Consider the following 12,088-nt stretch of genomic DNA (forward strand, 5'->3'; position numbering starts at 1 on the left):
CAAGTTATAAAATGAAGATATGGCTCATAAGACATGGTGAAACAAATCTTAACAAATTTAAGCTTATGCAGGGAAGAACCGATGAACCTCTTAATGATAAGGGAATTGAGCAAGCCTTGATAGCAAGAGAGCTTGTCAAGGATATTAAATTCGATTCGGTATATGCAAGCCCGCTTGATAGAGCCATAGAAACTGCATCGATAGTAGCTGATATTCCAAGAGAAAAGGTCAAAATTGACGAAAGAATTACGGAAGTAAATTTTGGCAAGTATGAGCTACATAAATATTCAAGATTAGGGATAAAGATGTCACTTTACTGGGCTCTTCCGGAGATCTTTTCGGCACCAAGCGGGGTGGAAAACACTGAGTCCATGACTCTGAGGAGCAGGTCTTTTTTATCCGAGCTAGAGAAAATGGAATATGATAACATATTGATAGCATCTCATGGTGGCATACTTAGAGCATTGAATGGCTATCTAATGGACAGGAAAAATGGTCTACGGTGGAGGCCTAAGATGAGCAATTGCGAAATTAGGGTATATAGTTCCATAAATGGTAAACATACATTTCTAAGCGAAATGAAGTAGATTAAGAAAAAGCTTTAAATGACGAAGGTTGTTTAAAGCTTTTTTAATGCGATATTTACACTATAATCAAAATATATTATAATACCATTAGTTTTTTAAAAAACGAACGATATATAATTATTTATTAAGGAGGATTATCTAAGATGAAGAAAAAGATTTTTAGTATCCTTGTTGCTATTATGATTATTGCGATGGCATTAACTATGACTGCTTGCAATAAGGACAAGGATAAGAATGATGATTCAAAAGACAAAACTATTACCTTTACAGATGATGCTGGAAGAGATGTTGAGATTCCTAAGAATATCAAGAGGATAGCACCTTCAGGACCACTGGCTGAGCAGGTAATAGGTTCTGTTGCACCTGACAAGATGGTCGCAATATCTAAGAAACCAATGGGAGAGAAAGAACAGAAAATTCTAAAGAAATTTATGAATCTACCTGAGATTGGTCAGTTCTATGGAAAGCTACCATTTAATGCAGAGTCACTAGCATCGGCTAAGCCTGACATCGTTATTGATATAGGTGAGCCTAAGGACACTGTAAAAGAGGATATGGACGCTATAAGTGAAAAGAGCGGTACTCCTACGATATTTATCGAGATGAATTTTGATAATGCTGACGAGGCATATAAAAAGCTAGGTAAGGTTGTCGGAGAAGAAAAGAAGGCAGAGAAGCTTGCTAAATATGTTAAGAGAGTAAATGATGAGCTTGATTCAGGTATGAAAAAAGTTGGAGACAAAAAGCTAAGCTTTGTTTATCTAACTGGTGACAATGGACTTGGTTCAAATCCTAAGGGTTCATTCCATATGCAGATGCTTGACACTATAGGAGATAATGCTTTTGTAAGTCAGGAAAAATCTTCTAAGGGTGGTGCAAATGAGATTTCACAAGAAGAGTTGCTTAAGCTTAATCCTGATGTAATCATCTTTGGACCAGGAAGCATATATAATGATGTAAAAAATGATCCTGTTTTCTCACAGCTAACAGCAATCAAGGAAGGAAAATATGTAGAAGCTCCATCTCTTCCATATAACTGGCTAGGCTTCCCACCATCGGTAAATAGATTTATGGGAGGACAGTGGGTTGCACAATTATTCTATCCTGATCAGTTCAAATATGACCTTCAGAAGAGAATTACAGAATATTACGATCTCTTCTATGGATATAAGCTATCAGCAAAGGAATATAAAGAGATTACTAAGAACGCATTTTTCAAATAATTTAAGTATAAAGGAGACAATTTGATTAGCTGGAAAGGAAAGACATTAACAGATTTTGTGAGAGCAGGTCAATTTGAGCCATATGCTTCTGACATAGTAAATAACATAAGGGAATATATTGAGGGTAAGGAGATAATTGACGCAGGGTGCGGACCGGGCAATATAAGCAGGGTCTTAGCAAAATATGCAAAATCGGTAATTGGCATTGACACCCAGTCTTATCCAATTGAATTCGCAAAAGACCTATATTCAAACATAGGCAATTTATCATTCAAGGTCGGAGATTTTTTCGACCTTGAATCTAATTCATGCGATGTTCTTGTCTGCGTGTCAGTTGGAAGAATAGACGAAAATAATTTAAAGCTACTTCGCGTACCGAAGGATCATTTAATATTTGTAAATACCCTTTCAAGTCAGTATTTTCCTAGTAAAAATCATAATAATTATGATGATTTTTATTTAAAAAAATTTAATTGCAAATATGAGACAAAGAGGATTTCAACATCATTTGGACAGCCATTTATAGATTTTGATGAGGCTATAGAATTTATCAAAAGGCATGATTTAGCTGATGACATAGAAAAATTTGCAGAGGAAAATTTAAAGAAGATAGATGGCAAATTCTCGCTATATCTTGAAAATAAGAAAGAACTTCAAATTACAATAATTGAAAGCGATAACCATGACAAAAGAAGAAAAGCTTAACAAGAGATTTAGAATATTAGTTATATTTCTCATATGCCTTTTATTTGCACTCGTTATATTTTCCTTTGGTGCAGGAAGATATGAGATTTCCGTTGGACAAATTTTTGATTCTATTTATAATAAGACAAGAAATATTCCTATTGACGATCCGACAACTGAAGCCATTCTATTTCATGTAAGACTACCTAGAATAGTGTTCTCAATCCTAGTTGGGGCAGCTCTTTCTGTTGCTGGAGCTTGCTATCAGGGTTTATTTAAAAATCCACTTGTCAGCTCTGATGTAATAGGAGCTTCGTCAGGAGCAGCCTTTGGTGCGGCACTTGCAATATTGTTCGGCTTATCAGCAGCAGGCATTTCACTCCTTTCTTTCGTATGGAGCATAATTGCCGTATTTGTCGTATATATGGTAGGAAATACACTAAAAGTTAATCACATTTTAGGTCTTGTTCTTTCGGGAATTATGATTGGAGCTTTGTTCAACTCAGGACTGTCATTTTTAAAACTCGTCGCCGATCCAATGGATCAACTTCCCCAGATAACATATTGGCTTATGGGCTCTCTTAGCGGAACAAAGACAAAGGATATTATTCCAATCGCCATAATAATGGCAGTAGCGATAATTGTTCTTTGGACAGCAAGGTGGCATCTTAACCTGCTCACATTTAGCGATGAGGAAGCAATCACCATGGGACTAAATATTAAGAGATTAAGGCTTACAGTAATTTTATGTGCTACGCTTCTCACTGCGGCATCAATATCTGTATCAGGAATTATCGGTTGGGTTAGCTTGGCAATTCCTCATTTTGCAAGATTGCTTGCAGGAAGTGATTACCGAAGATTATTACCTTTATCAATGCTAATAGGAAGCAATTTTTTGCTTGTCGTTGACAATATTTCAAGGCTAACATTTTCTTCTGAGATACCGCTTGGCATAATAACATCTCTTATAGGAGCACCGCTATTTTTATTCCTGCTTAGAAGAGAGGGAAGGGGTTATTGATGCTTGAAGTAAACAAATTAAATTTTTCATATGGCAAAAAAAATGTCCTTGATGATATTAATTTCAGCTTGGAATATGGCAAACTAATATGTCTTCTCGGTGAAAATGGAGCTGGGAAAAGCACCTTATTTAAGTGTATTTTGCAAATACTTGAAAATTACAAGGGAGAAATTTCGGTTGATTCTGCTGATTTAAGGCATATGAAGCGAGCTGAAATTGCAAAACTTCTATCATATATCCCTCAGGAACACAGGGGCGTATTTAATTATACCGTTGAGCAGGTAATATTGATGAGCACAACTACCGATTCCATGTTTAGAGTTCCCGGTAAAAAAGAGCTAAAGAGGGTTGAAAGGGTATTAGAGCAGATAAAGATAAGCGAGCTAAGATACCGTGGATATTTGGAGCTATCTGGTGGTGAAAGACAGCTCGTCCTTGTAGCAAGAGCCCTCGCTCAAGATGCTAAGATTTTGGTAATGGATGAGCCGACATCGAATCTGGATTTTAGGAATCAAACATATCTTATGACATTGCTTAAAAAACTTGCGTCAGATGGTTATACAATTTTTATTTCCATGCACAATCCTGATTTTGCACTGAGATATGCAGATGAAGTTGTTGTTTTGAGTAATAAAAAAATTAAGGCACAGGGTAAGCCTGACGAAGTAATGACAAATGAACTTCTTAGCGAAATTTATCAAACAGAGATTTTGGTATCAAAGATAGAAAATTCTGACAAAAAAACCTGTATTGCGAGAAGCAAGCTATAATGAAGACTTTACTAATAACAGGAAATATGGGCTCAGGGAAAAGCTCATTCATAAATAAGATTTTTATGTCGCAGGGGATACCACTTACTGGAATTAGAAGCGTAAGGCATTTTGAAAATCACAAATTTATAGGATATGACCTATCAATAATTGAGGATTATAAGACGATAAAAAGGTGGGAAATTGCAAGGATTAAGGGTGAAAAGATGCTTATAAATCCTAATTTCAAACCCGCTACGGAATTTTTAAATAATATTCAGAATAAAAACCTTATATTCATAGATGAGATAGGACGCTTTGAAAGAAATGATGAAGAATATTTGACAGCTGTTCGTTCTCTTGTAAATTCAGATATTAAATCTATTATTTCATTAAAAAAAGAAAATCTACCATTTAATAATAACTTGATAGATTTGTCAAAAAAAGATAAGGATATAGAATTTATTGACCTTGATGATACTGATTTAAGAGATTTAGATATAGTTTTGCAAGAATTTTCTTTTAAAAATATTTTGCAGAAAAAGGTTGCTATATTTTATGATGACGAAGCGAAAATTCATATGGAAAAAGATATATCAAATTATCTGTCAAAAGGTATATTAAAAAATATAGAGTTTAAAAGGATAGATGATATATTTAATCTGACATATGATGAATACTCGAAAAAATTAAATGATAATTATATTATTTATTGCTACACTCATAATATAGACAAGATGAAATTGACTTCCGATATAGGATTGATTCCTATAAAAAGCTTGAGTGAAATAATATCTTGAACTTATAAAATAATAAGCATTTAAGAATCAATCATACTAAAAAAGACATACTAGAAATACATACTATTATAGTAAATCCGTATGAAATCAATTTGTTTCATTCGGATCAAATTAATTTATAGAAAAAATAAAATAAAGATGATAGAATAATTAAAAATGGCAGTCTTAGATATTTGATATGCCAATAATTTACGAAATGATTTACCAATTGATAGAAAGGAATTTATATTAATATGAAAAAAGAGAAAATTTTGATATTAAATCTCGGATCGACATCAAGTAAAATTGCAGTTTATGAAGATGATAAGGAAGTGTTCAGTGAAACTTTAAGACATTCAAGAGATGAGATGTCTAAGTTTAATGATGTCCTTGAACAATTCGATTTTAGAAAAGAAGTAATATATAAGGCACTTGAAAAAAACAATATTCCGGTAAGCTCTCTCACGGCAGCCTGCTCAAGAGGGGGAAATATAATCGCCTGCCCTCATGGTGCAATTGAGATAGATCAGGATATGATAGATTATTTGACAAGACCCGACGACATGGCAAAGCACGCATCACTCCTCGGAAGCATGATAGCTTTCGATTTGCACAAGGAATATGGAATTCCAATTTGTATCTATGATGCAATAGGAACTGATGAGATGCAGCCAGTTGCTAGGGTAACAGGAATACCTGAAATTCCAAGATTTACAGTTGGACATACTTTAAACACAAGAGCTATGGCGATAAAATGTGCAGACGAAATCTTGCACAAGCCATTTGAGGAATGCACATTCATAGTTGCACATCTAGGAGGCGGAATTTCAATTAGATTATATAAGAATGGAATTAATATAGACTGCGTAAATGATGACGAAGGCAACTTCTCACCAGAGAGATGCGGAGGCGTTAGTGTAAAGGAACTTGCAAAATTCTGTTTTACATCAGGTCTAAGCTATGGCGAGGTTATGGATAAGCTCCATGGTAATGCGGGACTTGCTGCACATCTAGGAACAAAGGATGCTGTAACAGTAGAAAAGATGATAGAAGATGGCGATGAATATGCGAAGATAATATATGAAGGAATGTGCTATAGAATTGCAAAGGATATTGGTACGATGTCTATTCCGGTTGCAGGAAAAGTCGATAGAATTATCCTCACGGGAGGAATATCTCATTCAAAGATGTTAACAGATTATATATCAAATCTCGTTTCGTGGATTGCACCTGTTGAAATTATGGCAGGAGAATATGAGATGGAAGCCTTGGCTGCTGGAGCACTTAGAGTTCTTAGAGGAGAAGAAAAATTGCAGAACTTCGGTGAAATAAAAAAGACTGCTAAGGATAGAATTAGATTATGCAAGGGTGTTGAGCCATATAAAACGCCTGAGGTTAAATAATATTTTATAAATCTATATTTAGGGCGGTGGTTATTACTCATCGCCCTTTGTCTATTTTACCTATAACGAGGTCTAGGAGAGAATATGAATAATAAAAAATTATTCTTTGCATCTGATTATATGGAGGGTGCACACAAAAATATAATTGATAAACTTGTCGAAACAAATCTTAATAGCACTATAGGATATGGATATGATGAATATAGCAACTCAGCTAGAAATAGAATAAGAAAGGCTTGCGGCAAAGATGATGCTGCTGTTTGGCTATTAGTCGGAGGAACACAGACTAATGCAGTTGTTATTGGATCTATGCTAAGGCCATATCAAGGGGTAATTTCAGCTGTAACGGGACATATAGCTACGCACGAAGCGGGGGCAATTGAACATGGTGGGCATAAGGTTCTCGCTCTTGATTCAAAAAAGGGAAAGATAAGTGCAAATCAAATTGACAAATATGTAAGCGATTATTTGAAAGATGGTAACTGTGAGCATTTTGTAGTACCTGGAATGGTATATATATCTCAACCAACAGAATATGGAACAATATATTCATATGATGAGATGAAGGAAATTTCAGATATATGTCATAAGTATGATATGATTTTATATGTAGATGGAGCAAGGCTTGCATATGCACTTTCAAGTGAAGTCAACGATATAAGTCTAGAGGACTTAGCAGAGCTTAGCGATGTGTTTTACATTGGCGGGACGAAATGCGGAGCCTTATTTGGTGAAGCTGTTGTTATACCGGATTCAAGTCTTGTACCACATTTTTTTAACACAATAAAGCAGAATGGTGCCTGCCTTGCAAAGGGGAGAATACTAGGAATACAATTTGATGAGCTTTTCAAGGATGATATATATTTGAGGATAGGTGACTCAGCCGTAGCTTATGCAAAGATGATACAGAATTCTCTTAAAGAAAATGGATATGAAATTTATTTTGACTCACCAACTAATCAGGTGTTCTTCGTCATAGAAAATGATAAGCTAGAAGAATTTGGCAAGGAAGTTGAATATGCCTATGGCGAAATATATGATGACAATCATACCGTTATAAGAGTTGCCACAAGCTGGGCTACAAGAAAAGAAGATGTAGAGGAGTTAATCAAGATAATCGAAAAATTGTAAAGCATTATTTTTTTATATGCTATGATATGTTAATATTAACGCATGAACCCAGTGGAAAAGAATCAATTATCAGACAATTACATAATAGCATTGATATTGGCTATTGCAGGAGGCTTCCTTGACGCATACACATTTTTATGTCGCGGGGGAGTCTTTGCTAATGCCCAGACAGGAAATATCGTTTTGCTCGGAATCAATCTTTCTAAGGGAGATTTTTATTCTGCAAGACTAGCCTTTGCTCCAATTATAGCCTTTGTCCTGGGAGTAATTGTTACAGAAATTATTAAGGGTATTTTCAAAAAAGATGAGCTTAAAGCTCTGCACTGGAGGCATGAGATACTTCTCATCGAAATTTTGATTCTTTTTCTCGTCTTTTTGATACCGAGAGGTAACCTTGATTATATTGTTAATATTCTAATTTCCTTTGTATGCTCACTTCAGACTCAGACATTTAGAAAGATACATGGAAATAATTTTGCCTCGACTATGTGCACAGGTAATTTGAGAAGCGGAACAGATGCCCTTTGTAGATTCATAAAGGATAAGGAAGGGCGAGATTTAAGGAAGATGGCAGGATACTATGGTATAATATTATTTTTTATAATCGGAGCTATGGCAGGAGGTCTTATATCAAAAATATTTGAAAATATTGCGATATTTTTTCCTATAACCTGTTACATCGTTGCTTTTATATACATGGTCAGATGGGATAAGCTAAGTTATAAGGGAGAATAAATGTTTAAAAAGAATAAAGAAATGGATAAAAAAATAGATAAATTATCACATGATGTAATGCACAATGGAGCTACTGAGCGACCTTTTTCAAGCGAGCTTAATGACGAATTTAGAAAGGGTATTTATGTAGATAAGGAGGATGGAACTCCGCTTTTTTCTTCATCTGACAAATTTAATGCAGGCTGCGGATGGCCCAGCTTTTCAAAGTCAATAGGAAGTAATGAGATTGATGAAAAAATTGATACAAGCTATGGAATGATAAGGACTGAGGTAAAGAGCTCAAGCTCAGGGATTCACCTAGGGCATAAGTTCGACGATGGACCGCTTGAGATGGGAGGGCTTCGCTACTGCATAAATGGAGCTTCTCTTCTATTTATTCCATATGAAAAAATGGATGAAGAGGGTTATTCAGAATATAAAAAGTATGTGAAATAATATGTAAAGTAATATTTATATTTGTAGTTTTACTTGGCACTTTGTAGTTTTACTTAGCACTTTGAGTTTTATTTGATATTTGTAGTTTTGCATGATGTTTGGAGTTTTAAATGAGTTTTATTAAGAAGAATGGACTTGGAATTTTAATTTGTTTTATCATATCAATACCTGCATGGTTTTTTGGCAAGTATTTTCCGGTGATCGGAGGACCCATATTTGCAATTATTGCCGGAATGCTAATTGCCATACCATGGAAAAATAGGCAGGCCTTTGATTCCGGAATTAAGTGGACTTCAAAGGTAATTCTCCAATCTGCTGTTGTCATACTTGGATTTGGCATGAACCTCGGTGTAATAATCAAGATTGGCGGAGAATCTCTTCCAATCATAATTACAACGATAACGACATCTCTACTTATAGCATATTTTTTGCATAAGGCGATGAAAATAGATGGAAATATTGCGACGCTTGTTGGAGTAGGTTCATCTATCTGCGGTGGCTCAGCTATAGCTGCTACAGCACCGGTAATTGATGCCGATGATAGCGAGGTTGCACAAGCTATTTCAGTTATATTCTTCTTTAATGTAATTGCAGCCATAATTTTCCCACTTATTGGCAACTTAATAGGTTTTGATACTACAAGTGGTCACGCTTTTGGAATTTTTGCTGGAACAGCCGTTAATGACACATCATCTGTAACAGCTGCTGCTTCCACTTGGGACAGTATGTGGAATCTTGGAAGCGAGACGCTAGATGAAGCAGTTTTGGTTAAACTCACTAGGACACTTGCGATTATTCCTATCACACTCGGGCTTGCAATAATAAGGCAAAGAAAAAATAATAAAGAAGATAGCGAGGGAAGTATAAATAGGGAAGTGAGAGAAAATAAAAATGAATTCAAATTAAAGAATTCATTTCCGATGTTCATATTATATTTTATAATCGCAGCGATAATAACTACGATTTCTGTAAGCCTTGGAGTAAGCGATTCAATTTTTACTCCTCTAAAGTCATTATCTAAATTTCTAATAGTAATGGCAATGGCTGCGATTGGTTTAAATAGCAATATGATAAAACTGATTAAAACCGGTGGAAAGCCTATATTGTTAGGAGCTTCTTGCTGGGTAGGAATTACTCTTGTTAGCTTATTAATGCAAAAGCTTCTTCACATATGGTAGAGCAAATAATATTACATATAAAATGCAAATTAAATATAGCTTATAGCAACTTAAATATCAAGCAAAACTCCTGCCTTTGTTTCAGTAGCGTCTGCTATTATAAAAGCGGTATCTAAATCTTTTGCAGTAAAAATAGCTCCATGATTTGCCATGATAACTGCATTGCTATTTTCTAAATTTTCATTAACCGATTCGCACTGACGATCTGTGCTTGGTAAAGCAAATTCAGAAATATTTACATTTCCAATCAGGTCGTTCATTTGCTTATTGGTTATTCTAAAGCCTGCGTTTGCTGCTGCAAATATACTTAAAGCGATAGAATGGGTATGGATTATAGCATTGCAATCTGCCTTGGCATCATATATTGACTTATGTAATTTTGTTTCAGAGCTAGGGATTCTGCCATTGCTTGAATAATTTAGAGATTTAAGATTAACCTTAACAATATCTTCAGGCTTCATTTCATAATAATCTATTGCCGATGGTGTAATGAGCATTTCATTTTCATTAAGTTTTATAGATACATTTCCCCAAGTACCTTGAACTAGATAATTATCTGAAAGCTTTATAGCTGTTTCCACTATTTTATTTCTAAGCTTTGTTTCTTCCTCGTCATAAGGAATAAAAGGTGTTGCAGTTCCAATATTTTTCATAGAATAGTCACTGCTATAATACTTGTTAAAAGATTTTGAATCCCCTGCACTAATATATTTTATTCCGCCGAGCTTTTCTCCATATATCTCAGCTTGAATCGACTTGTCTACTACCAAGGCAGTAGAAATTGCAGAAGGTAAATCTTTACCAATTGCAAGTATTCCAGAATTTTTTACAATGCAAGCATTTGTGCTTTTTATAGCACGAAGTATTGAGCCTGCACTTCCTTTTTCAATTACCTTAACCTTAGGTCCAACAATTTCAGCTAAATCCATAAGAGCTGGTTTTAAAAACTTATTTGTTTTTGAAAAAGCAATGCTCGTTTCAGTATATAAAAATACAATTGCATTAACATCGCTTCTATTGCGAAAAACCTTGCCAAAGACTCCCGTTTTCGCCTTATATTCCTTAATATTATTTTCTAAAATAGAATCAAGCTGTAGATTTTCATCACTCATAAGGTAAGATGAGTAATCTAGGCGAAGGATTATCTGTCCAAAAGGTTTGTTATATCTATTATTAAATTTAGACTTGCTATCAAGTATTAGCTTAATACCATCTTCTCGGTTCATATGTATGCCTTTCTAAAAATCATCAATTTAATTATTTTAAAATTTTATCATAAAATACAATCATCTATGTAAAAATTATATAAAAAATTTAAATAAAAATATAATATAAGAGAATGTTTAAGTTAGAGATGTTAAATACATTGACTGTTAAGGGTCATTAATATATAGTAAAAATATAATTTGATTAAGGATAAGAGGTAGCTTTTGTTATGGACATTTTTTATGAGCCGGATAAGACATTTTATGATCTTTTAAATGAAAAGAAAAATTTTCTATTTGTTGGAGAGGCTGGTAGTGGTAAAAGTGAGATAGTTTTAAATACTGCAATCTGGCTTGCAAATCACAAAGACAAACCGGTTCATGTTTATGATATGGATCAGAGCAAACCTCTTTTCAGATCAAGAGATATGGCTGATAAATTTGAAAAGGCTGGTGTTCATATACATTTTCAAGAGCAATACTTAGATGCACCGGCAGTTGTAGGGGGAGTTCAGGCTTCTCTTATGAGGGACGAATATACAATACTTGATATAGGTGGCGGTGAATCTGCCGCAAGGGTAGCAGGCGTTTTTTCGCATATTCTTAGAGAGGATAGTGCAGCGCCTATTTATATTGTAAATTCTTATAGACCGTGGACTAGAACAGTGGAAAACATAGATGGTACTATGTCACATATTTTGAGGTCAATTAGGCTGAAGAGAATATACATTCTTGGCAATCCAAACCTAGGATATAGGACTACTGCAGATGAATTTATCAAGGGAGTTCATAAAATAGATGAGTTAATTGGTGAGTTTACTGCTGTGAACAGTGCTTGCGTTAGAGCAGGTATTTATGATGAAGTAAGGGAAAAGACGGATAAAACATTATTTCCTCTCGAGGATCTATATCTGACTTATGAATGGGTGGATAATTAAATTTTTTAATATATAAGGAG

Annotated in this window: 13 protein-coding genes; 12 read left to right on the forward strand and 1 reads right to left on the reverse strand. The window is 34.6% G+C overall.

Annotated elements, in window-relative coordinates:
* Positions 1-11 precede the first annotated feature (11 nt).
* From BQ5371_RS04920 to BQ5371_RS04970, 11 genes are all read left to right on the forward strand, one after another.
* Entirely contained in the window at positions 12-587 is a 576-nt protein-coding gene (locus BQ5371_RS04920; RefSeq protein WP_071132796.1) for a histidine phosphatase family protein, read from the forward strand.
* Between the two features lie 143 nt (positions 588-730).
* The gene (locus tag BQ5371_RS04925) at positions 731-1,810 is read left to right on the forward strand and encodes an ABC transporter substrate-binding protein (RefSeq protein WP_071132797.1); all 1,080 of its coding nucleotides are present in this window, start codon (positions 731-733) and stop codon (positions 1,808-1,810) included.
* A gap of 21 nt (positions 1,811-1,831) precedes the next feature.
* The gene (locus BQ5371_RS04930) at positions 1,832-2,515 is read left to right on the forward strand and encodes a class I SAM-dependent methyltransferase (RefSeq protein ID WP_071132798.1); all 684 of its coding nucleotides are present in this window, start codon (positions 1,832-1,834) and stop codon (positions 2,513-2,515) included.
* Positions 2,493-3,515 (forward strand): FecCD family ABC transporter permease, encoded by a 1,023-nt coding sequence (locus BQ5371_RS04935; protein ID WP_071132799.1) that lies wholly within the window; start codon positions 2,493-2,495, stop codon positions 3,513-3,515. The genes BQ5371_RS04930 and BQ5371_RS04935 overlap by 23 nt, the downstream gene beginning before the upstream one ends.
* Positions 3,515-4,285 carry an ABC transporter ATP-binding protein gene (locus BQ5371_RS04940; RefSeq protein ID WP_083377436.1) on the forward strand — a complete coding sequence of 257 codons (771 nt, stop codon included), beginning with the start codon at positions 3,515-3,517 and terminating at the stop codon, positions 4,283-4,285. Before BQ5371_RS04935 ends, BQ5371_RS04940 begins: the two co-directional genes overlap by 1 nt.
* Positions 4,285-5,064, forward strand: coding sequence for a nucleoside-triphosphatase (locus BQ5371_RS04945; protein WP_071132801.1), 780 nt, complete (start codon positions 4,285-4,287; stop codon positions 5,062-5,064). The genes BQ5371_RS04940 and BQ5371_RS04945 overlap by 1 nt, the downstream gene beginning before the upstream one ends.
* 233 nt (positions 5,065-5,297) lie before the next feature.
* Positions 5,298-6,446, forward strand: a complete 1,149-nt coding sequence (gene buk, locus BQ5371_RS04950; RefSeq protein ID WP_071132802.1) for a butyrate kinase — start codon at positions 5,298-5,300, stop codon at positions 6,444-6,446.
* Between the two features lie 84 nt (positions 6,447-6,530).
* On the forward strand, positions 6,531-7,577 hold the full coding sequence (locus BQ5371_RS04955) for a threonine aldolase family protein (RefSeq protein WP_071132803.1): 1,047 nt from the start codon (positions 6,531-6,533) through the stop codon (positions 7,575-7,577).
* Positions 7,578-7,619: 42 nt separating this feature from the next.
* Positions 7,620-8,312, forward strand: a complete 693-nt coding sequence (locus tag BQ5371_RS04960) for a YoaK family protein (RefSeq protein WP_071132804.1) — start codon at positions 7,620-7,622, stop codon at positions 8,310-8,312.
* The gene (gene msrB, locus BQ5371_RS04965; RefSeq protein ID WP_071132805.1) at positions 8,313-8,747 is read left to right on the forward strand and encodes a peptide-methionine (R)-S-oxide reductase MsrB; all 435 of its coding nucleotides are present in this window, start codon (positions 8,313-8,315) and stop codon (positions 8,745-8,747) included. It begins immediately after the preceding gene.
* 110 nt (positions 8,748-8,857) lie between these two features.
* On the forward strand, positions 8,858-9,925 hold the full coding sequence (locus tag BQ5371_RS04970) for a YeiH family protein (protein ID WP_071132806.1): 1,068 nt from the start codon (positions 8,858-8,860) through the stop codon (positions 9,923-9,925).
* A 50-nt stretch (positions 9,926-9,975) separates the two neighbouring features.
* On the opposite strand, the gene BQ5371_RS04975 is transcribed toward BQ5371_RS04970, so the two are convergent.
* Positions 9,976-11,151, reverse strand: a complete 1,176-nt coding sequence (locus tag BQ5371_RS04975; RefSeq protein WP_071132807.1) for a class II aldolase/adducin family protein — start codon at positions 11,149-11,151, stop codon at positions 9,976-9,978.
* A 209-nt stretch (positions 11,152-11,360) separates the two neighbouring features.
* Here BQ5371_RS04975 and BQ5371_RS04980 point away from each other — a divergent pair, with 209 nt between their 5' ends.
* Complete coding sequence (locus BQ5371_RS04980; RefSeq protein WP_071132808.1) at positions 11,361-12,068, forward strand: hypothetical protein; 708 nt, start codon at positions 11,361-11,363, stop codon at positions 12,066-12,068.
* Positions 12,069-12,088: the final 20 nt, after the last annotated feature.

The sequence above is a fragment of the Alterileibacterium massiliense genome (genome assembly GCF_900104645.1).
GTDB lineage: Bacteria > Bacillota > Clostridia > Peptostreptococcales > Anaerovoracaceae > Alterileibacterium > Alterileibacterium massiliense.

What these genes read in the sequence shown, in the direction of transcription:
- BQ5371_RS04920 (WP_071132796.1), top strand. Translation starts at nt 12, where the DNA reads ATGAAGATATGGCTCATAAGACATGGTGAAACAAATCTTAACAAATTT.
- BQ5371_RS04925 (WP_071132797.1), top strand. Translation starts at nt 731, where the DNA reads ATGAAGAAAAAGATTTTTAGTATCCTTGTTGCTATTATGATTATTGCG.
- BQ5371_RS04935 (WP_071132799.1), top strand. Translation starts at nt 2,493, where the DNA reads ATGACAAAAGAAGAAAAGCTTAACAAGAGATTTAGAATATTAGTTATA.
- BQ5371_RS04940 (WP_083377436.1), top strand. Translation starts at nt 3,515, where the DNA reads ATGCTTGAAGTAAACAAATTAAATTTTTCATATGGCAAAAAAAATGTC.
- BQ5371_RS04945 (WP_071132801.1), top strand. Translation starts at nt 4,285, where the DNA reads ATGAAGACTTTACTAATAACAGGAAATATGGGCTCAGGGAAAAGCTCA.
- buk (WP_071132802.1), top strand. Translation starts at nt 5,298, where the DNA reads ATGAAAAAAGAGAAAATTTTGATATTAAATCTCGGATCGACATCAAGT.
- BQ5371_RS04955 (WP_071132803.1), top strand. Translation starts at nt 6,531, where the DNA reads ATGAATAATAAAAAATTATTCTTTGCATCTGATTATATGGAGGGTGCA.
- BQ5371_RS04960 (WP_071132804.1), top strand. Translation starts at nt 7,620, where the DNA reads ATGAACCCAGTGGAAAAGAATCAATTATCAGACAATTACATAATAGCA.
- msrB (WP_071132805.1), top strand. Translation starts at nt 8,313, where the DNA reads ATGTTTAAAAAGAATAAAGAAATGGATAAAAAAATAGATAAATTATCA.
- BQ5371_RS04970 (WP_071132806.1), top strand. Translation starts at nt 8,858, where the DNA reads ATGAGTTTTATTAAGAAGAATGGACTTGGAATTTTAATTTGTTTTATC.
- BQ5371_RS04975 (WP_071132807.1), bottom strand. Translation starts at nt 11,151, where the DNA reads ATGAACCGAGAAGATGGTATTAAGCTAATACTTGATAGCAAGTCTAAA.
- BQ5371_RS04980 (WP_071132808.1), top strand. Translation starts at nt 11,361, where the DNA reads ATGGACATTTTTTATGAGCCGGATAAGACATTTTATGATCTTTTAAAT.